Genomic DNA, 23,734 nt, shown 5'->3' with positions numbered 1-23,734 from the left:
GCATGACTGGATCAGCTACAATTCCGTATCTCCTCCGGGAGATGATCGCAGCAAGACTACGCTCAAGAGGCGACCAAGAGGGAGGCAAGCTTCGCTTCCAGCAGCCGCGTCAACTCCCCCGCCCCGCCCTTCGCCGGCAGCTCGCCTGCCGCCAGCATCTTGCTTACCGGAATCGGCTCTCCTGCGTTCACCCGGGCCGTTCGCGGCGTCGGATAGTTCGGGAAGCCCAGCAGATCTTCCTCCAGCTTCATGATCGTTTCCGCCCGCCGGTCCAGCGTCCGCTCCGCGAGGAAGTAATCGCCGATGTAGCTATGCGCCTGCAGCGCGGTAAAGGCCCGGTCGAGATCATCGAGAAGGCCGTCCCTCTCGATGAAAGTCGGCGGCCTCTCGGCATCCAGCAGGCGGCGGCGAATACGATAGCGCAGCGCCCGGACCCGCTCCGGAGCACTGAGAGATTTCGCATCCTTGCCCAAGCGACTCTCCACCTCGGAAAGCAGGCTCTCACAGATCGTGGCGAGGCGATCTTGGATATTCCCGCGCCCGGCCTCACCGAGATACTCCATTTCCTTCAGACCCAACAAGCCGGTGCCGAGCCTCAGGATGCGATCATCCACCGGCATCGATGGCTTGGGCGTCCAACCGATCCGGTCCTCCAGTTTCGAGAGCCGATCCGAGAAAGTCTCTTCCACCTCAGGGTCATGACGGAAGCGAATCCCCACCGGGACCAGATAGGCCTCCTTGCCATTCTCCAAGCGTCCGGCGGCTTTCAGGAGAATCGAGGCCACCCCTTCATGCAGCGGATCCAAGCGCTCGTGGTGGTGATAGATCTCACCCTCCGGATAGATCACGAGGGGATCGCTGGTTTTCTCCAGCAAGCTGATCGCGGTCTTGATCGCGGATAGATCCGGACCATCGCGATCCACGGAGAAGACCCCCATGCTCTCAAGCGCCCAGGACGCAGTCTTGCTGACCTCGAACACCTCGCGCGCCGCCATGAAATGCGAGTGCATCCCCTGCTTCGCCACCAGGCTCACCATCACATGCGGATCGGAATGATCGGCATGGTTCGGCGCCAGCAGGATCGCATGCCCGGCACGGGACAGCTCCCGCACTTTCTCAAAGCCTTGGTCATCCAATCGGCTCACCCCGAATTTCCGGCGCAGATAGAGATCATTCGCCCACAGTCCCAGCCGTCGGAACCATCCCCGCGGCTTCGGCGGCCGGAAGGTATAGGGAAGATCGTTGCGGAGGCGGCGCACCAAAGCAGCCTGAGGATCGGAACGGGATGTGCCAAGTTCCAAGAAGCTGTGCCGAACCTTGGCACACCCTCGCCATCTTGACTGCGGTGACAGCACCCCTAGAAGAGGTAGCCCAACATGTCGATTTCACCGGCTGGCCAAGCTTCGCTCGAAAGGGGCTTGACCAGGAAGCAGTCGCTCAGATCCCGATGAAAGACATCCACCGTTTTCCGCTCATCAATTGCGAGCCAAGTGACGAAGGCAGGCTCCACCCGCACAAAGCCACATCTCAGGTAAACATCATGACGGTCAGCCATCAGGACCAGATGATCCCGGTCGTGCAATCGCGCGATTTCCTCGACCTTGGAGAGCATCTGCGAGGCCATCCCCGAGTTCCGGTGTTCGGGATGCACACAGAGATCGATCACGCCGAATATCTTGAGAATGTGTGTATCCACGTTGACCACCCTTGAGTCGACCCCGAGTTGCGCCACAAGCGTTCCGCCGCTCCACCACAACAACCGGAAATGAGGCAACTGCTTGTAGTAGGTCCTTCCGTGAAAGGTCTCTGGAAAACATACCTCTAGCAGGTCCGCGATCTTCTTGGAAGACGAGTCCGGAATCTCATGCTCGGCGAGCATCTGGAGCTGTTGATCCGCACGCATCAAGAAGGGTCCCAAGTCAGGGAGAGCGTCGGAAAGACGCTAGTGCCATCACCACAGCATGTCACGAACCGCCAAAAGATTGAGCGAGGTCAGGCTGACCAGTCTGCATTCATCCCACCATTGCCGAAATCCGTAAATCCGTCGGAATTCGTCATTCCCATGTGCGGCGCGGGAAAAGCCACCCACCATCATGGAGGTTAGCATGCAGAGATCTCTCGCGCTTCGCCCTCTGCGGCACACAATTCATTGACGGTTGAACCGCGCCACTTCCCGCTGAGCCTCGCGCAGTTCCACTTTCTCCTTCAGGTCATGCCGCTGGTCGGAGTGGGTCTTGCCCTTGCCGACGCCGATCTCGACCTTCACCCGCTTGTTCTTCCAGTACATCTTCAAGCAGGGCAGCGTCGCCCCCTTCACCGCACTGGCATTCTCCAGCTTCAGGATCTCCTTCTTGTGGAGCAGTAGCCGGCGCGGACGCTTTGACTCGTGCTGGAACCAGGTGGAAGCCGTCTCCCAAGGCTGAATGTCGCAGCCGTAGAGGAAAAGCTGGCCCTTCTCGATGCGCGCGAAGGCATCGGAAATATTCACCTTCCCGGCACGGATGGACTTCACCTCCGTGCCTTTCAGCTCAAGGCCCGCCTCGTACTTGTCCGAGATGTGGAAATCACGGAGCGCCTTGCGGTTGCTGGAGATCTCCGCACTCATGACAATTCACGCCACTTTCGGGCGCGGGCAATGGAAAGCAAGCGATGCTCAACCTTCGGCTTGCACCGGGTCGGCCAGCTTGATCTTGCCCTCGATGATTTCGGTCAGCGCGATGTCAGCCGCACCCATGCTCGGACGGGTCGGGATCAGCGGCGAGCGTCCGCTGTTCAATTGACGGACACGCTTCGAGACCATGTTGATAAGGACCAGCGGATCGCTGACAATCTCGGACGCCTTCTCGACAAGATCACTTTTCATGGGTGTACCTGGAAACCGGGAATGGGACTTCGGCTGCTCGAAGGGGACGATATTGTCTTGAGACATGCCGGGTCGGGATTCCTACCGGCCTACCGCGGCCGGAAGGCGGAAAAGACCGAATCGCTCCCGGAATGACAAGGGCAAAAACCCGAATTCTGACATTTTCACATCAGATTGATCCCGAATCGCTTCAAAATCAGCACCGTCAGCCAGAAAAAGCCGGCCGTCAGGAGACAATTCACCCCCAGCGCCGCCCAGAAATTCCAGCCGCTCCGCAGCATCCACGGCAGGATCAGGAACATCGGAAGAGTGGGCAGGACAAACCAGAAAGTCCCCTCCGCATGCCCGGCGATCCGCTCCGCCGACTGCTTTTCCGCCTGCATCCAACACATCGCGACGAGAGATGTCAGTGGCAGCGCGATCAGCAAGGCCGACAGTTTGTCGCTGAAGACCTGGATTTTCGTCACGAAGAGGATGACCAATGCCGTCACCAGAAGCTTCACAAAGTCCTTCGGGCCGAAGGCGACAATCTGCTGCCAAGGAATCTTGTCCATGCGATGGCTGCAGCTTCCCCGGATTACCGGAACCGGGCAAGCCGGGGATTTCGCCCTCCTGTGCTACAAACCCGCCTCTTCTTTGGGATGGATTTCCGGCTTTTGAAGCGTATGGAGACCCACCTCATGAGCAGCGCACCCGCTTCGACATCCCGTCGCGACTTCCTCAAAGCCGCCTCCATCACCTCCGCCCTTTTCGGCGGCTCGGCCGCTCCCCTGCTGGCTCAAGAAACCCGAAAGTCTTCTGAAAACAAGGGACTTCCGAAGAAAATCATCTTCATGGTGAGCGACGGCATGAACCACGGTGCCCTCTCCCTCGCCCAGCACAGCCGCTCCATCTTCGAGGGCAAGCAAACCAACTGGGCCAGCCTCTACCGCGAGCGCCCGGTCGTCCGCTCCTTGGTGGAAACCTTTTCGGCAAACAGCGTCGTCACCGATTCCGCAGCCGCAGCCAGTGCCTGGGGCGGCGGTCGCCGGGTGAACAACGGCTCGATCAACGTCGACCCCGCGGATGGACGCCCGGTCGAAGCCATCCAATCCCTGCTGAAAAAGAAGGGCATCCCTCTCGGCCTCGTCTCCACCGCCACCATCACCCACGCCACCCCGGCCGGTTTCGCCGCAAACGTCGACAGCCGCGGTGACGAAGGCGAAATCGCCCGCCAGTATCAGGAGCGTGGCGTCGAAGTCCTGCTCGGCGGCGGCCAGAAATTTTTCCCCGAAGACCTGCTGAAGAAATTCTCCGACAGCGGCTACGACATCGCGAAGAACCGGAAGGATCTTCTGTCCCTGAAAGCAGACGACAAGAAGCCGGTCCTCGGCGTCTTCTCCTCCGGCTACATCCCGCTCACCATCGACCGCGAGGCAAAGCAGGACCTCCAAGAGAGCATCCCCACCCTCGCCGAAATGGCCGAGGTGGCCGTGAAGCGGCTCGACTCGCTGGCAAAGGACCAATGGTTCCTCATGGTGGAAGGCGCCCGCATCGACCACTGCGGCCACGCGAATGACGCCGCCGGCAGCATCCGCGAGCAGCTCGCCTTCGACGACGCGGTCGGCGCCATGGTCGCCTACGCCGCCGCCCAAGGGGATGTTCTGGTCGTCATCACCACAGACCACGGCTGCGGTGGCATCCAGCTCAACGGCGTGAATGCCGATCCCAACCAAGGCATGGCCCCGGGGATCTACAACGGCACCACCGCCGCCTTCAAAAAGATCGCCGGCTTCAAGCGGTCCTTCGAATGGATGGGTAATTCCGGAGCCAAGCTCAGCGGCCCGCCGCTCATCGACTACCTCCGCGAGCGCACCGGCATCGAACTTAGCAAAGACGAGATCAAGCAAGCCCAAGGCCTGAAAACCGGCGAGCTAGCCAAGCTCTTCGCCCGCTACCACGGCATCGCTTGGACCAGCGGCAACCACACCGGCGAGCTCGTTGAATTCTGCGCCTACGGCCCAGGCAGCTATCTCTTCCCCGGCTTCATGAAAAACGAGGAAGTCCGTTCCATCCTGCTGGAAGCGATGGGCGTGGCCTGAGACCGACTTTTAGAACAATTAGAACAATGGTCCGCACTGAATTGTGCGGACCATTTTTTATGGCCACGCGTCACCTCAGCTCGCGACACCACCTTGCCTGGCAGTAGAACACTCTTCGCGATCTAAGGTAGCACTTCGCCCATGCAATCCCCATCATCCTCGCAACCCGGCCCCACAGATTCCCATCCCCGACGAAATCCCGCCTGTTAATTTCCCTGTTTTAACAGGCATAACGGGCAGGCCGAAAGACACTCCGCCACCAACACACCACTTGCCGGAGGAGGACGGCCGCTCCGCCCCTAACAAGCCCTTCCGCACCGACTCCGTCATACTCCGGCTTGCGAATGAAGGGAAACTCGCGGAAATACCGCCTGTGCAAACTTTCCGCTATGCCCTCCTAGCCAGTCTCCTTCTCGCCGCCTGCGGGCCGGTTTCCCTGCCTGGCCAAGGCACCGCCCCGGCGGCAGCTGCCACCAATCTCAGCGCCGGCCAGAAGGCCGCGATCGGCAAGAAGATCTGGCAGAATGAGTCCGGCGGCACCGTCGATGGCCTGACCGCGTGGAACGGCGGCGAGGAATTTCCCTCCCTCGGTATCGGGCACTTCATTTGGTATCCGGCCGGATTCAATGGCCGCTTCGAGGAAAGCTGGCCCCAATTCATCACCTTCGCCCGCCAGCGCGGTGCCCAGCCGCCCTCCGTGGCGATGGAGCGCCACGCCCCATGGCCGAACAAGGCGGCCTTCCAGAAGGAATTCCGCGGAGCCCGCCTGAGCGAACTGCGCCAGTGGCTCGCCGCAAATGTTACCCTGCAGACCGATTTCATCATCGCCCGTTCCCGCGCCGCTCTCCCAAAGGTCCTCGCCGCCGCTCCCGCCAGCGACCGCGGCCGCCTGCAGTCGAACTATAACAAGGTGGCCTCCACCCCGAACGGCATGTACGCGCTGATCGACTACGTGAACTTCAAGGGCGATGGCACCCAAGCCTCCGAAACCTACAACGGCAAGGGTTGGGGCTTGCTCCAGGTATTGGGCAGCATGAAAGACGTGCCCGCCGGCCAGGCCGCCGCCGCCGAATTCTCCGCCAGTGCCAAGCGCATGCTGAACCGCCGCATCGACAACTCCCCGCCCGCCCGCGGTGAAGCGAAGTGGCGAGAAGGCTGGCTAAACCGCTGCGGCACCTACGCCCGCCCGCTCTAACCGGCCCTACCGATCCTCATGAAGCGAACTCTCCCCGGACTCTCATGGCCTCGTCTCAGCGACGAGCCGATCCGGGTGAGTTGTCATTTCTGCGATGCCCTGCAGGAAGCCCCGCGCCTGCTGGAGGGAGACGCCGCCTACTGCATCCGCTGCGGGGAGATGCTCTATCAGAATCGTCCCCGCTCGCTGGCACGGGCGACGGCCTTCTCCTCCGCGGCGCTGATCTTCATGATCCTAGCCCACGTCTTCCCCTCCATCACGGTGGACTCCGGCGGCATGCGGAAAGAGCTCACCATCGTGGAAGCCGCGGACGCCTTGTTCCATGAAGGAAACGCTCTCATCGGCATCGTCGCGCTGCTCTTCACTGTCGTCGCACCGCTCACGTTGATGGGCGGGCTCTTCTATGTGGCCGCCCCTCTTCGCTTCGGAAAAGCATTCCCCGGCGCGCTTTCCGTGACCCGCCTCTTCCTGCTCTCTGAACCATGGAGCATGCTTGAAGTCTTCCTCGTCGGGATCCTCGTGAGCCTCTTGAAACTTGGAGCGGTGGGCGATGTCCACCTTGGCACCGGCTTCTGGGCCCTCGTCGGCCTCGTCTTCTGCACCGCCTACGCCATGGCCGGCATTGATCGCTTGGAGCTTTGGGACCGCCTCGAAATCGCCCTGCACGATAAGAAATCCTGATGGAACAAATCCGCACCGCCGCCGCTGAAGGCCTGGCCTCCTGCCACATGTGCGGGAGGGTCAGCCCCGTGACGGATGTGCATTGCCCGCGCTGCCACTCGAAGCTCCACCTGCGAAAGCCCCACAGCCTCGAGCGCACCTGGTGCTATCTCATCGCTGCGACGGCCTTCTATTTTCCCGCCAATCTGCTCCCGATCATGAATGTCAGCGGGCTCGCGGGAAACAGCAGCGACACCATCCTCTCCGGCGTCTTCAATTTCTGGAAGAAGGGCGACTACCTGGTGGCGGGCATCATCTTCTCTGCCAGCATCATGATCCCGATCCTGAAAATGATCGCGCTCGTCTGGCTCTGCCTCGCAGGCTCCGGCCTGACCACCGCCTCTCCGAAAAATCTGTCCCGCCTCTATCACATCACTGAATTCGTCGGCCGCTGGTCGATGGTGGATGTCTTTGTCGTGGCGGTGCTCGTTTGCCTGGTGCAGCTCGGCGTGATATCCACTGTCACGCCCGGCCCCGCGATCCTTTCATTTGCAGCCGTCGTGGTTCTGACCATGTTCGCGGCCATGAGCTTCGACCCGCGCCTCCTTTGGGACCGCTACGTCGAACACACTGCTGAAGCCCCTCCCACCCGAAATGACTGAAGAACACGAGAACCCCCATGAACCGCGCGCCGTCGTGCGCCACCGCCGCCGCTGGAGCAGCGTGTGGGTGGTCCCCTTCGTGGCCCTGGTCCTCGCCGGATGGCTGGTGTGGAAACACTACCACGACAAGGGCCCGCTGGCCTACGTGCGGTTCTCCACCGCGGAGAGCATCGAGGCTGGCAAGACCGAAGTCCGCTGCCGCTCGGTGCGCGTCGGCATCGTCGAAAAAATCGAACTCGCGGACGACCTCCAGTCCGTTGTCGCGGAAGTCCGCATCGATCCCGAGTCCGAGGACCTGCTGCGTCGCGGCAGCCGCTTCTGGGTCGTAAAACCTCGCGTCTCCGCTTCCACCATCTCCGGCCTCGGCACCCTCATCACCGGTGCCTACATCGAGTTGGAGCCCGGCGACGGCCCGCCGCCGGTCCATCATTACGATGGCCTCGAAGAACCGCCCGTCACCAGTGCCAACGTCCCCGGCCTGCGCCTCACGCTCGTCGCGGAAGATGCCGGCTCTCTCACCGCAGGCTCGCCGATCTACTATCGTGGCTACGAGGTCGGCCGCGTCGAACGCCGCACGCTGGATGTCGACAACCGCCGCGTCCGCTTCGACGTCTTCATTCAGGATACCTACTCGGATCTCGTCCGTGAGGGCACTTGCTTCTGGAATACCAGCGGTATCGACGTCACCGCCGGTGCCGATGGCTTCAAGCTGAGCACTCCTTCCTTCCAAGCCATGCTTTCCGGCGGCGCGTCCTTCTCCGTGCCAAAGGGTGGCGTGGCAGGCGCCGCCGTCAATGACGGCCTCGTCTTCCCCCTCTATCCGGATGAAGACGCCGCGCAGAAATCCATCTTCGTGCCGGATCGCCGCTGCCTGCTCTTCTTCGACCAATCCGTGCGCGGGCTGACGGTCGGAGCGCCGGTGGAATTCCGCGGCATCCCCTTGGGCCGGGTGACCGATATCAGCTTCGAGAACTCGCCCTCCGGGGACTCCCGGGTGCCCGTCCTGATCGAGATCGATTCCGACGTCCTGAAGAAGGCGGTGGAGAATGTCGACCAAAGCCAGGACGTCCTCGCTGAAGGCGTGCGCCGCGGCCTGCGCGCCTCCCTCAGCACTGGCTCGCTTCTAACAGGGGCTCTCTTTGTCGCCCTCGATTTCGTCCCGAATGCCCCGCCCGCGACGCTCACCAAGTCGGGAGAATTCGACGTGATTCCTACCCAGTCCTCCGGACTCGCCCAGCTTGAGGACAAGATCAACTCGATCCTTGCCAAGCTGGAGCGCCTCCCGCTTGAGGAGACCCTCGACAAGTTTGGCAACGCCGCCGACGAGATCGCGATCACCGTCAAGGACGCCCGCGGAGCCATCGATGAAGCCGAGGCAGCTCTCGCCCAAGCGAAGAAGCTCCTCGCCCGCGATGAAACCCAGAACCTCACCGCCGAGCTCGAAGCGACGCTCAAAGAAGTCCGCGGTTCCGTCGAAAGCCTCGGTCCGAACGGCGCGATGCAAGGCGACCTCGCTCGCACTCTCGATGAACTCCGCGCCGCCCTGCGCGCCTTCAAGACCCTCTCCGATTCCATCGAGGAAAAACCGAATTCCCTGCTCTTCGGCCGCGACAGCTCGGGCAATGCCCAGCCAAAGGCGAAGAAGAAATAACGACCGCTGAATTCCCACCCTCTCATGCGCCCCTACCTTCTCCTCGCCCTGATCCTCGCTTCCTGCGCGGAGCCGAAGTCCTTCTACGTGCTGAACGCCGAAGGCCCGGCCCCTTCCGGCGGCGGCATGGGCGTGGGCGTCGGACCGATCTCGATCGCCGGCTATCTGGACCGCCCGAATCTAGTCTTCCAGGAAAGCGGCACCCGCATGTCCGTCTCGGAGAACCACCGCTGGGCCGGAGATCTGGAGGAAAATATCGCCCGCGTGACCGCCAGCAATCTGGGCCGCAAGCTCGGCACCGGAAATGTCCGCGTTTATCCATGGGGTAGCGATGGAGAACTCCGCTATCAGGTGTCCCTGGATATCCGCCAACTCCACGCGACCGCGGATGGGGATGCGGTGATTGATGCCGCTTGGCGGGTCTATTCCCTGCCGGACCGCCGCATGATTTCCTCGAAATCCTGGTCTGGCACCGAGGATCTCACGAACGACGGTTTCGAAGGCATGGCGGAGGCGGAGAGCCGCCTGCTGGGTCGCCTCGCGGACGAAATTGCCGTCAGCCTGCGCTGATCCCGGAGAAGCTTCGCTATTGCACTTTCCCTCCGGCGCGTCCCACGCTGCCCCCGTGCCGACCGTCCGCCTCAAATACTTCAGCTACCACCCCGCGATCTGGCCCCGCATGATCGGGGAGGTCACCCGCGATGCCTCGCCCGGTTCGCTGGTTCAGGTACTCGATAAGGAGGGCAAGCCCTTCGGCAGCGGTTTCTGGAATCCCAAGGCGGGCATGCCGCTCCGCATTTTCGACCACGGCGGCGATGTGGTGGGCGAAGATTTCTTCATCGGTGCCATCCAGCGCGCCGCTTCCCTCCGCCGGGAGGTCATGAAGCTGGACGAGACCACCGAGGCCTATCGCGCCATTCACGCCGATGCCGACCAGCTTCCCGGCCTCGTCGCCGACAAGTTCGGCAAGGTGATGTCGCTCGAAGTGACGAACCTCGCCGCCTTCCAACGGCTCGACGACTGGATCCCCGCGATTCACGAAGCCTTCGGCACCGAAAAGGTCCACGTCCGCGTCGACCCGGATCTCGCCCGGATCGAGGGCATCCCCTCCCTCACCCACCCGCTTTCCGAAAAACTTCGCCCGCTGAAAATCCGCGAGCACGGCGTGACCTTCGAGATCGATCCCTCCGGCGGACACAAGACCGGCTTCTTCTGTGACCAGCGCGAAAACCGGAAGACCTTCGCATCCTTGGCAAAGGACCGCAGCGTCCTCGACCTCTGCTGTTACACCGGAGGTTTCTCGGTCAGCGCCTCACTCGCCGGAGCCGCCGACGTCACCGCCGTGGACCTGGATGAAAACGCCGTCGAGATGGCGAAGCGAAACGCGAACCTGAACCAGCAGCGGATCAAGTTCACCCATGCTGACGCCTTCACTTGGTCGCGCACCATGATCGAGAACGGCCGCCAGTGGGACCTCGTGATCGCGGACCCGCCGAAGTTCATCCACAACCGCGAGGACCGCATCGGCCACAACAAGTATCACGATCTGAATACGCTCGCCATGAAGATGGTGAAGCCCGGCGGCCTCTTCGTCACCTGCTCCTGCTCCGGCATGCTCTCTGCGGATGAGTTCGAAAAAATCGTCGTCTCCGCCGCGCATCGCCAGAACCGCCGCCTGCAGATTTTCGATCGTACCGGTGCTGGCCCCGATCACCCCACGATCTCAAACTACCCCGAGTCCCGCTACCTGAAGCTACTCTGGTGCCGGGTGCTGTGATCCATGAAGGCAGGCATCCAGATCATTCCTGCCACGCCGGATCACACCGATGCCATCTGGCAGATCTTCCACGAAGTCATCGCGGCGGGGGATGCCTACGTCTTTGAAGCGGACACGAGCCGCGATGCATTCCTTGCCTATTGGTTTGCCCGGGGAACACATCCCTACGTGGCCATCGAAGACGGCAAGGTCCTCGGCAGCTACATCGTGAAAGCGAATCAGCCGGGCCGTGGCTCCCACGTCGCGAATGCCAGCTACATGACCGCGTCTTTCGCACGCGGCAAAGGAATCGGTGGCCTGATGTGTCGGCACTCCCTGTTAGAGGCAGCAGCCCTCGGCTTCCGCGCGATGCAATTCAACATCGTTGTCTCCACCAATAGCGCGGCCGTGTCCCTTTGGCAGAAGCACGGCTTCCGCATCATCGGCACCACGCCTGGAGCATTCCGGCACGAGACACTCGGCTACGTGGACGCCCACATCATGTTCCGGGAACTGGCTTCAATCTGAGGCGGTTCCCCTCAATTCTTTCCGCCCTTCACGATCACCTTGAAGGGCTTCCCGTTCGGAACCACCGGCTTTTCGATCAACTGGAACGAAGTCACGCCTCCGCTGTTCGGAATCGAAAAGACAATCGTATTCGAAATCCCCACGGGCAATACGTCCAACGACGCCGACGCCTGCAAGGTCGCCGAATTGGCGGACTGCGAGGTCCCCGCGACGGTGCGAGGAGGGCCGGAGTAACCGGAAGTCTGGCCTTGCGATGAATTGGACTTGGAGGACGCCACGGCTGTATTCAGCGGCACCTCGTTGATATTTCCGTCACCACTCTCCCACCTTACCACCTGCGTGGTCCCGTCGGAGGGCCGTGGCAGCGAATCGATCACCACATCGAAGCTCTTTCTCAAGGGATCTTCGATGATGAAGCCTTCCGGCTCCGTGCGGATTTGGTTGGTGGCGAGAGCAGGAGCTTCACCCGGCTGTTTGAAGATCGAAAGGTCTGTTCCAGCCGCGGCAAGTTGACCGATGAATCCACGACCTTCTTCATCCTTGGTCCAGACCACCTGCTTCTGGGGGTCGTAGTAGGCTCCGTCGTCGGAACGTAGCAGACCAAGCTCCTCCCAAGATTCTTCCGGGAAATGGCGGTGGCGGATCACTTCACCTTCCGCGGGAGCAGCCACGCTGTCCGGCAGCCACCCGCGCTCGATCACCAGCGCGGCGGGATCACCCGGCGCACCACTTTCCGCTTCCAGCGCGGAGCGTAGCGCACCCATCAGAATGGCGGACACGCGGTCTCGAGCTTCCTCCGGAGTCCTTTCGATTCCTCCTGGCGAACTCAGCGCCATCACGCGCGGCGAGGTTTTGAAAGCTTCGTCATTGAGCCGCTCCAATCTGCTCCGGAGCTGCATCAGCTCGCCCCGCATGCGGCGGTCTTCCCTTTCAGGGATCGTGACAAGGTCGTTCGGGGAACCCTGCACCTGCACTTTTGCCGATTCTCCGGCAGCGCTGTAATCTTTCCCGGCTGCTACCGTCTTCTGCGCACTCTGCTCGCCGCGCGGCCATAGTCCCACCGCGACTGCGACCGCAGCCGCCCAGCCGCTGGCTGCCAGCCACGGTGTAAAGCGTCGCACCTTCGCGGCGGCCGGAGGCTTCGCATCGATGCGGGCCATCACGGCATGCAGTACATCCGACGGCGCGGCCCGTAACGGGGAAACCGCCAGCCACACATCAGCGGCAGCTTCACGCGTCAAGCGAGCTTCATCGAGAAGCTCGGGATCCCGCATCAGCCGCGGGTCACTGCGCGCCTCGTCACCGGGCGGCAGGAGATCCAGAGCCTTCGCGGTGGCATCTTCACGGTCAGTCCGGCTCACCGATGCCTCCTTTCTTCAAAAGTTGCCGCAGCTTTTCCATCGCGCGGTGCACGCGGATCTTGGCCGTGCCCAGCGGCACTCCCCAGCGTGATGCGTGATCCTGCAGCGTTCCCGGATCGAAGAGGGCCGTTCGCACCGTCTCTGCTTCGGCCTCGTCCAGCATCTCCAGCGCGGAGCGCACCCGGGAAACCGTGTCCCGGAAAAACAAATCTTCCACCCCTCCGCGATCCGGCACTTCCAGCGCCGGCATCTTCGACCAGTCCTCCCACACCGGCGCTCGCCGGCGCTTCTTCCGAAGCACGTCGAGACACAGGCCGCGCAAAATCATCGCGCACCATGTGAAGCCGCGGCTTTTCTCCGCGTCGAACTCGCCGGCTCGTTTCCATATCCGTAAAAAACAATCCTGCAGCGCTTCCTTGGCGGCGCCATCATCACCGATCCAATGCAGGGCCATGCTGTAGAGGCGATCGCCCCACATGCGGTAAAGTTCTTCGAGCGCCTCGGCGTCCCGCTTGGCGATCCTGCCCAACAACCATGATCCGTCCCAGGCGTCTGCCCGGCCGTCCATGTCCATGTCGCGCAACTTCTCGCCCATCGGTCGGCGCCACTCTCTCATGGTCGGGACCTTCTCGAAAAGTACTCTTTCCAGCGGCTACGCCGTCGTCTTCCCGGAAATCGTTTGCCCCCGCCCTCAGGACGGAAAAGAGGGCGATGGCCATTGATACCCTCCCAGTTACCGCCAGCCACCACCCTCGTCCCATGTACCTTGAGCAATCGGGACTTTTTCCGATTTCCCAGGTCCGCCAACGGGCCGGACGACAAAGCAGGGTCTCCTCCCGGCACCTTCAAGCTCTCCCCAGCTTCCGGCACCGCCCCACTGTCGCCGTCCGGCCAAGCCGGTTTCGACGGGAAATCTTCCGATCGCTCGTGGAGGTCGGGGACGGCAGGAACCCATATAACCTGCCGTCCCCGCGAAAACACCCGAACCGAGGCTCGCAGCCTAGCTGCGAACCCCGGTTCTTTGGTTTCCGAAAGCAACACCACAACCATGATCGTTACCGGGTGATCCGGCGGTGGATCCGGGTGGGTTTCACTTTTCGTGAATTTTTTTTCGCGGGTGCGGAAAATGGACTCCAGCCAAGCGGGTCGACTACTTAAGGAACGCCCACCAAAACCCCCTTAAACAACTTGGATTCAGCGCATTAAAAGAAGTCGCCCGCACCACACCATCAATCTTGAGCCCCGGCCAAACGGACTCCATCGGATCCCTCTGCAACTCTCGAACCGGGGACCACTGACAGCGGTTTCGGGGAGAAAGACCGTGTGAGAGACTCCGGCAATGTCGGTTCCCTTTGATATCCGCTCTCCCGGCCCTCGTTCATCCGGAGCAAGACGGCCTGATCACCTGTTATTTTCCCTGTTTTATCAGGCGGAACAGGCGGGGCGGACAGGGGGCACCGGGTCTCCATTTCCCCCACACTTCATGCGGCATCGGAGGATCTGAATTCGGCGTTCTCCACGACTGTCCCTCTTCCTCCGCCGCTCCGGATTTATTCCCGAAATATCACAGATCCACAAAAACCACATTCCCCTATTATGACAGCACCCTTTCCGGCGGAAGTTTGACGATGCGACTCTCGGGCCCGTAGTGTCACCACGCCTTGTGGCAGAACTTCAAACCCGTTCGCTTTATGAAACCCACATTCCGGACCCTCCGGCTTCTCCCCCTGCTTTCGCTTTTCGCTCCCTGCGCCTTTGCCGAAGGCCAGTGGACACCGGAAAAGGCTCAGGAATGGGCCAAGTCCCAGCCATGGCTGGTCGGCTCGAACTTCACGCCCAGCACCGCCATCAACCAGCTCGAGATGTGGCAGGCGGAGACCTTCGATCCGGAAACCATCGACCGCGAGCTGGGCTATGCCGCCAGTTGCGGGATGAATAGCGCCCGCGTCTTCCTCCACAATCTCCTTTGGGAGCAGGATTCCGAAGGCCTGCTCAAGCGCATGGACCAGTTCCTGGCCATCGCCGCGAAGCACAAGATCGGCATCATGTTCGTGCTCTTCGACGACGTCTGGGATCCGAACCCGAAGCTGGGCAAGCAGCGCGACCCGAAGCCGCACGTCCATAACTCCGGCTGGGTGCAGTCCCCCGGCAAAGAGGTGCTGAAGGACGACGCGAAGCGCGCCGCTCTGGAACCCTACGTGAAGGGCGTGCTCACCCACTTCAAGGACGACAAGCGTGTGGTCGTCTGGGACCTCTACAATGAACCGGGCAATCCAAACCGCAGTGCCTACGGCCCCGTGGAACTCGAGGACAAGCCGAAGTATTCGCTCGATCTGGTGAAGAAGTGCTTCGAGTGGGCCTGGGAAGTCCGTCCCTCCCAGCCGCTTACGATCGGCGTGTGGACCAATGACTGGAGCACCAAGGAAAAGCGCGACGCGCTGAATGCCTACCAGCTCGATAACTCCGACGTCACGACCTTCCACGTTTACGGCGATCTCGCGAAGACGAAGTCCTTTACCGAGCCGCTCTTCGAATACGGCCGACCGGTCATCTGCACCGAGTATCTCGCGCGCACCGCAGGCAGCCGCCTGCAGGACATTCTCCCCTACTTCAAGGAGAAGAAGGTCGGTGCCTACCAATGGGGCCTCGTCGCAGGCAAGACCCAGACGCAGTACCCATGGGAAAGCTGGAAGCAGACCTTCACCGAGGAGCCGAAGATCTGGTTCCACGAGCTCTTCCACAAGGACGGCAAGCCCTTCGATCCCGCCGAAACCGAGCTCTACAAGAAGCTTAACTCGGCCTCTTGAATCCCCCACCAAACGCTTTTATGACCATGAAACCGACATCTCTTCTAGCCCTCTTGCTCACGCTTCCCGCGGCCCATGCCGAGTGGAAGCCGGTGGAAGGCAAGATCATGACGAAGTGGGCGAAGGAAGTAACCCCTGCCAATGCATGGGACGAGTATCCACGCCCGCAACTCCAGCGTGAGAACTGGGCCAACCTGAACGGCCTCTGGAGCTACGCGCTCGCCGCGAAGGACGCGGAGAAGCCCGGCGATTGGGCTGGCGAGATTCTGGTGCCCTTCGCTCCCGAGTCAGCGCTCTCCGGAGTCGGCAAGCTTGTCGAGCCCGACCAGACGCTCTGGTACAAGCGCTCGATCACCGCGAAGAAGAACGCGGGCAAGCGCGTGATCCTCCACTTCGAAGCCGTGGACTACGAGTCCACCGTATGGGTAAACGGCAAGGAAATGGGCAAGCACGTGGGTGCCCATACTCCCTTCTCCTACGATATCACCGATGCACTGAAGGACGGCGAAAACGAGCTGCTGGTCCGCGTGACCGATGCGACCAGCGGCTATCAACTGGTCGGCAAACAGAAGCTCGATCCGGGCGGCATCTGGTACACCCGCGTCTCCGGCATCTGGCAGAGCGTGTGGATGGAAGAGGTCAATGACCGCTCCATTGACGACCTCGATTTCGCTTCCGACATCAAGACCGGCACCATCTCCATCAAGGCGAAGCTCTCCGGCACCGCCGTGGCGGGTGAGAAGCTCCGCGTGACCGCCACCCTGAAGGGAGCGGCCGCCGGCAGCGGCGAAGGCGCTGGCACGGTCTCGATCAAGGTCAACAATCCCCAACTGTGGTCGCCCGAGACCCCGAACCTCTACGACCTGAGCGTCGAACTGCTCGATGGCTCCGGCAAGGTGATCGATTCAGCGAAGTCCTACACAGCGCTCCGCGAGCTTGGTAAAGCGAAGGACAAGAACGGCAACTGGCGCTTCACGCTGAACGGCAAATCCATCTTCCACTGGGGTCCCCTCGACCAAGGCTGGTGGCCGGATGGCCTGCTCACGCCGCCTTCCGATGAAGCGATGCTTTCCGACATCGAATATCTGAAGGCCGCGGGCTTCAACATGATCCGCAAGCACATCAAGGTGGAGCCTCGCCGCTACTACTACCACTGCGACCGCTTGGGCATGATGATGTGGCAGGATCAAGTGAGCATGGGCTACGGCCCGCAGACCGAACCGAAGGGCTCGAACCCCGAGTGGACCCGCATGGCGCCGAATCCGAATGACGGTGACTGGCCGAACGCCGCACACGAGCAATTCGTGACCGAGTACAAGCGCATGGTGGATCACCTGCGCGATCAACCCTGCATCGTGGTCTGGTCTCCCTTCAATGAAGCATGGGGCCAGCACCGCACCATGGAAACCGGCAAGATGGCGGTGGCCTATGACAAGACCCGCCCGATCAACATCGCTTCCGGCGGCAACTTCTGGCCGGTGGGCGACATCGCCGATGAACACGCCTACCCTGACCCGAACTTCCCGATCGGCGACAAGCGCTTCGACGACTACGTGAAGGTGGTCGGCGAATTCGGCGGTCACGGCTGGCCGGTGAAGGGCCACCTCTGGGATGCCACCAAGGAGAACTGGGGCTACGGCGGACTGCCGCAATCACTCGACGAGTGGAAGGCCCGCTACACGAAGTCCATCAATGTCCTGATGGGCCTGCGCCGCCAGGGCATCTCTGCCGGTGTCTACACCCAGACCACCGACGTGGAGGGCGAGATCAACGGCCTGCTTACCTACGACCGCATCGAGAAGGTTCCAGCTTCCTGGCTGAAGCAGCTTCACGACAAGCTGCTCAGCACTCCGGACGCCGCCACTTACAAGCCGGTCGCCCCGACATCCGAAGCTCAACCTCAAGCATGGAAATACACCTTCGAGAATCCCGGCGACGGTTGGGAGAAGGATTCCTTCGATGACAAGTCTTGGAAGGACGGCAAGGGTGGCTTCGGCACCCGCCAAACGCCGAACGCCAAAGTCGGCACCGTGTGGAGCAGCAATGACATCTGGCTGCGGCGCAGCTTCAATGTCAGCGCCAAGCTTCAAGGAACCCTGATGCTCCGGATCTTCCACGATGAAGACGCCACCGTCTTCCTGAACGGCGTGGAAATCGCCAAGTTGCCTGGCCATAACGGGAACTATTCCATCGTCGACCTTCCGGCTGATGCCGCATCGCTCTTGAAGCCGACCGGCAACACCCTGGCGATCCATGTGAAGCAGACCAACGGCGGACAATTCATTGACGCCGGCCTGCTCGACGAAACCATCGTCAAGTAAGCCAAGCCTCGCTTCCTCACCATTCCCAAGCCCGCCTCGGTTTCGCCGTGGCGGGCTTTCTCGTTTCGCTAGGGAGGGAGCCCCGCCTCTTATAACGGGAACAGCCGGAGCGGTCACCCGCCCCGGCTGCCCGGTAAATGGAATGAACGGGATTCTCAGATCCCGGAAGGCCCGCCGACAGCGACCACCCGGGTCTTGCCCCACTCGTCGCCGAGGCGGATGAGCGGTTCTCCCTTCTCCTTCTTCTGATAAAGGATGTAAGCCTCGATCAATCCGAAGAACGGAATCGCCAGTGGCACATTCCGGATGATGCTGGTCTTCCAATCGTTGGTGAGCTTCTCGCCATTCGGACCCACGGCGCGGATCTTCATGAGCTTCTTGCCCACGCTCTGCCCTTCCAGGAACGGCAAGGCGTCCCTCACAAGGAGATAGGCGGCGTACACCGCATAAGCCAGGAAGGACGGCAGGACCACATTGGCGAAGATATAGAGACCCGCGGCGACAAAGCCGTCGATGATCACGGCGATCACCCGGTTGTCGAACGCAGCCTCGGTCCCCGCTGCGGGCACCGGATCACCGTCAAAGGGATCGATCTCCTCGGTCTCCTCTTCCGCTTTCGGCGCCACCTTCGGTTTGATCACCTGTGCGGCCGTCACACCCGGGGGTGGCGGCGGAGCCGGTGATGGTGGCGGCGGGCCCAAATCCGGCTTCGGCATCGCGGAGGGCGGCGGTGGTGGCGGGATGTCCGGAGGCGGCGGCACCGCGGAGGGCGGTGGCGGCGGTGGCAGATCCGGTGGCGGCGGGACGGACGACTGCGGCTTCTCAGGCTCGGTTTCCATGGCGTTCATCCGCAATCTAGCAGAACTCACCAGACGGTCTAGAAGCAATCGGAGCAGTCTAGGGAGCTCTCCTATTTCGCCAATTCCCCCGAACGCGCGATCTTGATGAAGACGTCTTCCAGATCGTCCTCCTCGAAGTGCTTGGTGATCTCGTCCGGAGTGCCGGCGGCGAGGATCTTCCCGGCATGGAGGAAGAGAACGCGGTCGCAGACCTCCTCGATGTCCCGCATGTTGTGCGAGGTATAGAGAATGGCCGGATGACGGGTGCGCTGGACGTGGCGGACAAGCTTCCGGACCTTGTCCGCGATGTCCGGGTCGAGCGAAGCGGTCGGTTCGTCGAGCAAAAGCAGATCGGGATCGTTCAGCAACGCTTTCGCCAGATTCACCCGCGTGGACTCCCCCGCACTAAGCTGGCCGGTCGATTTGTCCGCCAGTTTGGTGATTTCTAGAAGTTCCAGAAGTTCGGAGACCTTTTCTTTCGGCTTCGGGACGGAATAGAGACGGGCAAAAATCTCCAGATTTGCCCGGACCTTCAGGTTTCCGGGCAGGGTGGCGTAGGTGGTGCAGAAGTTCGAACGCTGGAGAATTTCCAGCCGGTGCTTCTGCAAATCCATCCCAAACGCCCGTATCGCCCCGCCACTGGGAGTGGTCAGGCCCAGAATCATGTTCATCAGGGTAGTTTTCCCTGCGCCGTTGACCCCGAGCAGGCCGACGGTTTCACCGGCACACACTTGGAAGGAAACCCCGTCCACGGCCGTGAAATCGTCGAACCGCTTGATCACCCCGTCGATTTCCAGAATCACCTCGGCCACGCGGCGGAGCATCGGGCGGATTTTCGCAACGTCCAGACGCGAAATTGCCACAAAAGTCGCGGAAAATCCGTGAGTCCGGGATTGCCATTTGCCGGAAGCCGACTAAGGAGTTCGCCCCGGCGCGTCCCGTCGGCCCCAAACCGCATACACTCAAGAGCATGAAGGACCTCACCAAATACCGCAACATTGGCATTTTCGCTCACGTGGATGCGGGCAAGACGACCACCACCGAGCGTATTCTCAAACTCACCGGCAAGATCCACAAGATCGGTGAGGTGCACGACGGTGCTTCCACCATGGACTTCATGGAACAGGAAGCTGAGCGCGGCATCACCATCCAGTCCGCCGCCACCACCTGCTTCTGGAAGGGCAACCAATTCAACGTCATCGACACCCCGGGCCACGTTGACTTCACCATCGAAGTTTACCGCTCGCTGAAGGTCCTCGACGGCGGTATCGGCGTATTCTGCGGTTCCGGCGGTGTGGAGCCCCAATCCGAAACGAACTGGCGCTACGCCAACGATTCCGGCGTTGCCCGTGTGATTTACGTCAACAAGCTCGACCGTATCGGTGCAGATTTCTACCGCGTCGTCGGCCAGGTGAAGAGAGTGCTCGGCGCCCACCCGCTGGTGATGGTGCTGCCGATCGGCACCGAGTCCGACTTCGTCGGCGTGGTCGATCTCCTGACCCGCAAGGCCCATATCTGGGATGACTCCGGCCTCCCGGAAAACTTCAAGGTCACCGACGTGCCCGCCGACATGGTGGACAAGGTCGAGGAATACCGTGCCGCCCTCATCGAAACCGCCGTCGAACAAGACGACGAGGTGATGGAGAAATACCTCGAAGGCGTGGAGCCGGATATCGAGACCGTCAAGCGTTGCATCCGCAAGGGCACCATTGATCTCGCATTCTTCCCGACCTACTGCGGCTCCTCCTTCAAGAACAAGGGCCTCCAACTCGTGCTCGACGCGGTGGTGGATTTCCTTCCTTCCCCTCCGGAAGTGAAGCCGCTCCCGGAAGTCGACGCCGAAGGCAACGAGACCGGCGAATTCGCCATCAGCGATCCGACCAAGCCGCTTCGCGCGCTCGCTTTCAAGATCATGGACGACAAGTTCGGCGCCCTGACCTTCACCCGCATCTACTCGGGCACGATCAAGAAGGGCGACACGATCCTCAACTCCTTCACCGGCAAGACCGAACGCGTCAGCCGCATGGTGGAAATGCACGCCGATGACCGCAATGAAGTCGAATCCGCCCAAGCGGGTGACATCATCGCGATCGTGGGCCTCAAGAACGTGCAAACGGGTCACACCCTTTGTGACGAGAAGAACCCGGCCACTCTCGAGCCGATGGTCTTCCCGGATCCCGTGATCTCCATCGCGGTCGCGCCGAAGGACAAGGCCAACGCCGAGAAGCTTGCTACCGCCATCGGCAAGATGGTGCAGGAAGACCCGTCCTTCCGCGTCGAAACCGACGAGGAAACCAATGAGATGATCCTCAAGGGCATGGGCGAGCTTCACCTCGACATCAAGATCGACATCCTCAAGCGCACCCACAAGGTGGAGGTCAACGTCGGCGCCCCGCAGGTCGCCTACCGCGAAACCATCACCAAGCCGGTGACGGACAGCTACACCCACAAGAAGCAGTCGGGTGGTTCCGGCCAGTACGCGAAGATCGATTACACCATCGAGCCCGGCGAACCCGGCTCCGGCTTCATCTTCGAATCGAAGGTCGTCGGCGGCAGCATCCCGAAAGAGTTCATCCCGGCCGTCGACAAGGGCTTCAAGACCTCCGTCGATAAAGGACCACTTGCTGGCTACCCTTGCTTGGACTTCAAGGTCACGCTCAACGAAGGTGGTTTCCACGCCGTGGACTCCAGCAACATCGCCTTCGAAATCGCTGCCAAGGCGGCCTACCGCCAGACCATGCCGAAGTGCGCTCCGCAGATCCTCGAGCCGATGATGAAGCTCGATGTGTTCGCGCCGGAGGAGAAGGTGGGTGACGTGATCGGCGACCTCAACCGTCGCCGGGGCATGATCCAAGGCCAGGAGCCGACCCCGGGTGGTGTTCGCGTCAAGGCCGAGGCCCCGCTCTCCGCCATGTTCGGCTACATCGGCGACCTGCGCACCATGACCTCCGGTCGTGGCCAGTTCTCCATGGAGTTCAGCCACTACGCCCCTTGCCCGAAGAACGTCTCCGACGAGGTCATCAAGGCCGCCAAGGAGCGCGAAGAGGCCAAGCGCAAGTAAGCTGCTTAGCTTCCTGTTTTACCAAGACCCCGTCGTCCGAAAGGGCGGCGGGGTTTTTCATTTCGGATTCCGGCTTACCAAACCAGATCCCTCGTCACCGGGCGATGATCGGACCCCAAGTCAGGACCAACCTCATATCCGCTGCTCTCGATGAACGAAGACTCGCCCTTTCGATAGAGGACATAATCGATCGGAACTGCGAGGAGAGGATTCTCCCGTGACCATGTTGGAATGCCTTCCCAACCTCGGAGTCCGGCGTCCTTCAGAGGCTTCATGCCTTGGCTCCACACGGTGGCGTTCATATCTCCCACCACGATCACCGTGTCCTTTTGCGCCTCCACCTGCGCGGCGATAATACCGAGAAAGACATCCCGTTCCCGCGCCCAGAACTCATTGCAGGAGGTACCGGATGTGCACCGAAGAACACAAAGGTCTTCCCCTCCCCTTGCAAACGGAGCTTCAGCAAGGGCAGTTCCAATTCACCACAGGGAATGATCTCTTGCTCAAGGATCGGAAGCTTCGAGTAGCAGGCGAAGCCGAAATTCCCCTCCACGATGTGTTCCACCACATAAGGGTGACTGCCCTGAAGAGGCCTCAATTGCGCGGCCCATTCCTCGTCCACTTCTGGCAGAAAAATCACATCCGGCATCGTCTTATGGATCCAGGACAGTGCGTCGCCGTAGCGCGTATTTGCCGTCAGCACATTGAAGCTGGTGATCCGCAATGGTTTCCCGCCGGGGAAAGGCTGGTACGGGCTATCCACTACGCCCAGCCCGATCCTAGTGAGCGGAATAGCCAGACACAGCGAGGCTAGCGCCGCAAAACGCCATTCCCTCGTGCAGAGCAGCGTTACGAAAGCGACTCCTAGCAGGCACAGATACTGCCACTGGAAATGATTGAAGAGGTCGAAAATCCAGTAGCTGCCGCCGCACCAACCAAGGATGGGCAAGAGAGATCCCAAGATGGCCAAGCGCAGGACCAGGGCCTTGGGCTTCGGGAAGAGGAAGGAGCGCCACCTCATAGCTCACGTCACCAAACAAATTCTCCTGTCACCGGCCGGTGATCCGACCCTAGATCAGGACCAATCTCGAAGCTCCGGCATCCGAAGCCCTCGCCCCGATATAGCATGCGGTCGATGGGAATCCCGAAGATCAGGTTCGTTCGCTTCCATGTCGGTCCCGGAGACTTGCCTTTCGCCGCCTCGATCAAGCCGGCATTCACAAGAGGCTTCGATCTATGGCTCCATCTGCTGGAATTGAAATCACCCGCCACTACCACGCGTCCGGATTCCGATTCAACACATCGGGCCATCTCTTCCATGAAGACATCCATGGAACGCGCCCATCGTGGAGTCATGGGCGGGAGAGGATGACCTGCGATGTAGGTCACCGGTCCTCCAGGCGTGACCAGCCTCACCCGGAGCAAAGGATAGCCGCTCTCGCTGACGAGATCCACGGAGGAGGACTGAATTGGCAGCTTCGAGAAAAACGCGAAGTCCGGCCCCGCATTGATCCAATGGGGATAGTCATGTTCCAGCTCCTTCAATGCCTCCGACCAATCCTCATCTACCTCGGTGAAGAAGATCGCATCCGGAGCACTTTTTCTTACCCAAGCGATCGCGTCCGAATACCGGCCATTCGAGGCCAAGACATTGAACGAGCACAGCCGGACGGATCCTGTACCTCCCGCGACCGCCGGAACGGCAGAAAACCAAGGAAGGATCCTTACCAGAGGCACCAGCAGGAAAACTCCTGCCAGAGCCGCCGACTTCCAGCGCCTGCCCAGAAGCAGCAACAAAAGACATAGCAGTAGGAACCAGGCGAACTGCACTTGGAAGTGATTGAAGAGATCGATGAACCAAAAGCCACCTCCCAACCACGCGGCAACAGGAAGCGATCCAGCCAAAACGGTGGCAATCGTGACAAGAGGAAGAAGCTTTCGCATCGGCA

21 protein-coding genes and 1 pseudogene are annotated in these 23,734 nt (G+C 61.1%); 11 read left to right on the top strand and 11 right to left on the bottom strand.

Going from position 1 to position 23,734, the window contains the following annotated elements; genetic code table 11:
- Window positions 1-62 precede the first annotated feature (62 nt).
- The 5 genes from HHL09_RS20785 to HHL09_RS20765 form a co-directional block, all read right to left on the bottom strand.
- Window positions 63-1,259: a 1-acyl-sn-glycerol-3-phosphate acyltransferase gene (locus HHL09_RS20785; protein WP_169456575.1), complete on the bottom strand. Its 1,197-nt coding sequence runs from the start codon at window positions 1,257-1,259 to the stop codon at window positions 63-65.
- Window positions 1,260-1,357: 98 nt separating this feature from the next.
- The gene (locus tag HHL09_RS20780; protein ID WP_169456574.1) at window positions 1,358-1,903 is read right to left on the bottom strand and encodes a GNAT family N-acetyltransferase; all 546 of its coding nucleotides are present in this window, start codon (window positions 1,901-1,903) and stop codon (window positions 1,358-1,360) included.
- 243 nt (window positions 1,904-2,146) lie between these two features.
- Entirely contained in the window at window positions 2,147-2,605 is a 459-nt protein-coding gene (smpB, locus tag HHL09_RS20775) for an SsrA-binding protein SmpB (protein WP_169456573.1), read from the bottom strand.
- Window positions 2,606-2,653: 48 nt separating this feature from the next.
- Entirely contained in the window at window positions 2,654-2,863 is a 210-nt protein-coding gene (locus HHL09_RS20770; RefSeq protein ID WP_169456572.1) for a DNA-directed RNA polymerase subunit omega, read from the bottom strand.
- A 164-nt stretch (window positions 2,864-3,027) separates the two neighbouring features.
- Entirely contained in the window at window positions 3,028-3,417 is a 390-nt protein-coding gene (locus HHL09_RS20765; protein WP_169456571.1) for a DUF3147 family protein, read from the bottom strand.
- Between the two features lie 126 nt (window positions 3,418-3,543).
- Between HHL09_RS20765 and HHL09_RS20760 the strand changes: the two genes are divergently transcribed.
- The 8 genes from HHL09_RS20760 to HHL09_RS20725 all read left to right on the top strand — a co-directional run bounded on the left by HHL09_RS20760 (window position 3,544) and on the right by HHL09_RS20725 (window position 11,396).
- Complete coding sequence (locus HHL09_RS20760) at window positions 3,544-4,944, top strand: alkaline phosphatase (protein ID WP_169456570.1); 1,401 nt, start codon at window positions 3,544-3,546, stop codon at window positions 4,942-4,944.
- A 373-nt stretch (window positions 4,945-5,317) separates the two neighbouring features.
- Window positions 5,318-6,139, top strand: a complete 822-nt coding sequence (locus HHL09_RS20755; protein ID WP_240963678.1) for a hypothetical protein — start codon at window positions 5,318-5,320, stop codon at window positions 6,137-6,139.
- Window positions 6,140-6,157: 18 nt separating this feature from the next.
- Window positions 6,158-6,820, top strand: a complete 663-nt coding sequence (locus tag HHL09_RS20750; protein ID WP_169456569.1) for a paraquat-inducible protein A — start codon at window positions 6,158-6,160, stop codon at window positions 6,818-6,820.
- Window positions 6,820-7,461, top strand: a complete 642-nt coding sequence (locus tag HHL09_RS20745) for a paraquat-inducible protein A (RefSeq protein ID WP_169456568.1) — start codon at window positions 6,820-6,822, stop codon at window positions 7,459-7,461. The genes HHL09_RS20750 and HHL09_RS20745 overlap by 1 nt, the downstream gene beginning before the upstream one ends.
- Window positions 7,454-9,112: an intermembrane transport protein PqiB gene (gene pqiB, locus HHL09_RS20740; protein WP_169456567.1), complete on the top strand. Its 1,659-nt coding sequence runs from the start codon at window positions 7,454-7,456 to the stop codon at window positions 9,110-9,112. The genes HHL09_RS20745 and pqiB overlap by 8 nt, the downstream gene beginning before the upstream one ends.
- Window positions 9,113-9,136: 24 nt before the next feature.
- Window positions 9,137-9,682, top strand: a complete 546-nt coding sequence (locus HHL09_RS20735; RefSeq protein ID WP_169456566.1) for a PqiC family protein — start codon at window positions 9,137-9,139, stop codon at window positions 9,680-9,682.
- Window positions 9,683-9,737: 55 nt separating this feature from the next.
- Window positions 9,738-10,889, top strand: coding sequence for a class I SAM-dependent rRNA methyltransferase (locus HHL09_RS20730; protein ID WP_205760896.1), 1,152 nt, complete (start codon window positions 9,738-9,740; stop codon window positions 10,887-10,889).
- Window positions 10,890-10,892: 3 nt separating this feature from the next.
- Complete coding sequence (locus tag HHL09_RS20725) at window positions 10,893-11,396, top strand: GNAT family N-acetyltransferase (protein WP_169456565.1); 504 nt, start codon at window positions 10,893-10,895, stop codon at window positions 11,394-11,396.
- Between the two features lie 11 nt (window positions 11,397-11,407).
- On the opposite strand, the gene HHL09_RS20720 is transcribed toward HHL09_RS20725, so the two are convergent.
- Together HHL09_RS20720 and HHL09_RS20715 are read right to left on the bottom strand one after the other, a co-directional pair.
- On the bottom strand, window positions 11,408-12,757 hold the full coding sequence (locus HHL09_RS20720) for a hypothetical protein (RefSeq protein WP_169456564.1): 1,350 nt from the start codon (window positions 12,755-12,757) through the stop codon (window positions 11,408-11,410).
- Window positions 12,744-13,373: an RNA polymerase sigma factor gene (locus HHL09_RS20715; protein ID WP_169456563.1), complete on the bottom strand. Its 630-nt coding sequence runs from the start codon at window positions 13,371-13,373 to the stop codon at window positions 12,744-12,746. The genes HHL09_RS20720 and HHL09_RS20715 overlap by 14 nt, the downstream gene beginning before the upstream one ends.
- A gap of 1,075 nt (window positions 13,374-14,448) precedes the next feature.
- On the opposite strand from HHL09_RS20715, the gene HHL09_RS20710 reads away from it, so the two are divergent.
- Together HHL09_RS20710 and HHL09_RS20705 are read left to right on the top strand one after the other, a co-directional pair.
- Window positions 14,449-15,564, top strand: a complete 1,116-nt coding sequence (locus HHL09_RS20710) for a cellulase family glycosylhydrolase (protein ID WP_169456562.1) — start codon at window positions 14,449-14,451, stop codon at window positions 15,562-15,564.
- Window positions 15,565-15,590: 26 nt separating this feature from the next.
- The gene (locus HHL09_RS20705; RefSeq protein ID WP_205760895.1) at window positions 15,591-17,885 is read left to right on the top strand and encodes a glycoside hydrolase family 2 protein; all 2,295 of its coding nucleotides are present in this window, start codon (window positions 15,591-15,593) and stop codon (window positions 17,883-17,885) included.
- Window positions 17,886-18,040: 155 nt separating this feature from the next.
- On the opposite strand, the gene HHL09_RS20700 is transcribed toward HHL09_RS20705, so the two are convergent.
- Window positions 18,041-18,724, bottom strand: coding sequence for an RDD family protein (locus tag HHL09_RS20700; RefSeq protein WP_169456560.1), 684 nt, complete (start codon window positions 18,722-18,724; stop codon window positions 18,041-18,043).
- Between the two features lie 71 nt (window positions 18,725-18,795).
- A complete protein-coding gene (locus tag HHL09_RS20695) occupies window positions 18,796-19,548 on the bottom strand; it encodes an ABC transporter ATP-binding protein (protein WP_169456559.1) in 753 nt (250 codons plus the stop codon).
- Window positions 19,549-19,694: 146 nt separating this feature from the next.
- Here HHL09_RS20695 and fusA point away from each other — a divergent pair, with 146 nt between their 5' ends.
- A complete protein-coding gene (gene fusA / locus HHL09_RS20690; RefSeq protein WP_169456558.1) occupies window positions 19,695-21,785 on the top strand; it encodes an elongation factor G in 2,091 nt (696 codons plus the stop codon).
- 74 nt (window positions 21,786-21,859) lie between these two features.
- On the opposite strand, the pseudogene HHL09_RS20680 reads toward fusA, so the two are convergent.
- Window positions 21,860-22,806: pseudogene (locus HHL09_RS20680) on the bottom strand (endonuclease/exonuclease/phosphatase family protein).
- A gap of 8 nt (window positions 22,807-22,814) precedes the next feature.
- Window positions 22,815-23,729 carry an endonuclease/exonuclease/phosphatase family protein gene (locus HHL09_RS20675; RefSeq protein WP_169456555.1) on the bottom strand — a complete coding sequence of 305 codons (915 nt, stop codon included), beginning with the start codon at window positions 23,727-23,729 and terminating at the stop codon, window positions 22,815-22,817.
- Between the last annotated feature and the right edge of the window lie 5 nt (window positions 23,730-23,734).

This window comes from Luteolibacter luteus (genome assembly GCF_012913485.1).
GTDB lineage: Bacteria > Verrucomicrobiota > Verrucomicrobiia > Verrucomicrobiales > Akkermansiaceae > Haloferula > Haloferula lutea.
Note: the sequence above shows the minus strand (reverse complement) of the source record. Positions and strands in the feature narration are given on the sequence as shown.

Excerpts from the sequence above, each read along its gene's own strand:
- HHL09_RS20700 (WP_169456560.1), bottom strand. The coding sequence starts at position 18,724 with ATGGAAACCGAGCCTGAGAAGCCGCAGTCGTCCGTCCCGCCGCCACCG.
- HHL09_RS20745 (WP_169456568.1), top strand. The coding sequence starts at position 6,820 with ATGGAACAAATCCGCACCGCCGCCGCTGAAGGCCTGGCCTCCTGCCAC.
- HHL09_RS20695 (WP_169456559.1), bottom strand. The coding sequence starts at position 19,548 with ATGCTCCGCCGCGTGGCCGAGGTGATTCTGGAAATCGACGGGGTGATC.
- fusA (WP_169456558.1), top strand. The coding sequence starts at position 19,695 with ATGAAGGACCTCACCAAATACCGCAACATTGGCATTTTCGCTCACGTG.
- HHL09_RS20715 (WP_169456563.1), bottom strand. The coding sequence starts at position 13,373 with ATGAGAGAGTGGCGCCGACCGATGGGCGAGAAGTTGCGCGACATGGAC.
- HHL09_RS20705 (WP_205760895.1), top strand. The coding sequence starts at position 15,591 with ATGAAACCGACATCTCTTCTAGCCCTCTTGCTCACGCTTCCCGCGGCC.
- HHL09_RS20735 (WP_169456566.1), top strand. The coding sequence starts at position 9,137 with ATGCGCCCCTACCTTCTCCTCGCCCTGATCCTCGCTTCCTGCGCGGAG.
- HHL09_RS20750 (WP_169456569.1), top strand. The coding sequence starts at position 6,158 with ATGAAGCGAACTCTCCCCGGACTCTCATGGCCTCGTCTCAGCGACGAG.
- HHL09_RS20770 (WP_169456572.1), bottom strand. The coding sequence starts at position 2,863 with ATGAAAAGTGATCTTGTCGAGAAGGCGTCCGAGATTGTCAGCGATCCG.
- HHL09_RS20780 (WP_169456574.1), bottom strand. The coding sequence starts at position 1,903 with ATGCGTGCGGATCAACAGCTCCAGATGCTCGCCGAGCATGAGATTCCG.
- smpB (WP_169456573.1), bottom strand. The coding sequence starts at position 2,605 with ATGAGTGCGGAGATCTCCAGCAACCGCAAGGCGCTCCGTGATTTCCAC.
- HHL09_RS20710 (WP_169456562.1), top strand. The coding sequence starts at position 14,449 with ATGAAACCCACATTCCGGACCCTCCGGCTTCTCCCCCTGCTTTCGCTT.
- HHL09_RS20760 (WP_169456570.1), top strand. The coding sequence starts at position 3,544 with ATGAGCAGCGCACCCGCTTCGACATCCCGTCGCGACTTCCTCAAAGCC.
- pqiB (WP_169456567.1), top strand. The coding sequence starts at position 7,454 with ATGACTGAAGAACACGAGAACCCCCATGAACCGCGCGCCGTCGTGCGC.
- HHL09_RS20725 (WP_169456565.1), top strand. The coding sequence starts at position 10,893 with ATGAAGGCAGGCATCCAGATCATTCCTGCCACGCCGGATCACACCGAT.
- HHL09_RS20765 (WP_169456571.1), bottom strand. The coding sequence starts at position 3,417 with ATGGACAAGATTCCTTGGCAGCAGATTGTCGCCTTCGGCCCGAAGGAC.
- HHL09_RS20675 (WP_169456555.1), bottom strand. The coding sequence starts at position 23,729 with ATGCGAAAGCTTCTTCCTCTTGTCACGATTGCCACCGTTTTGGCTGGA.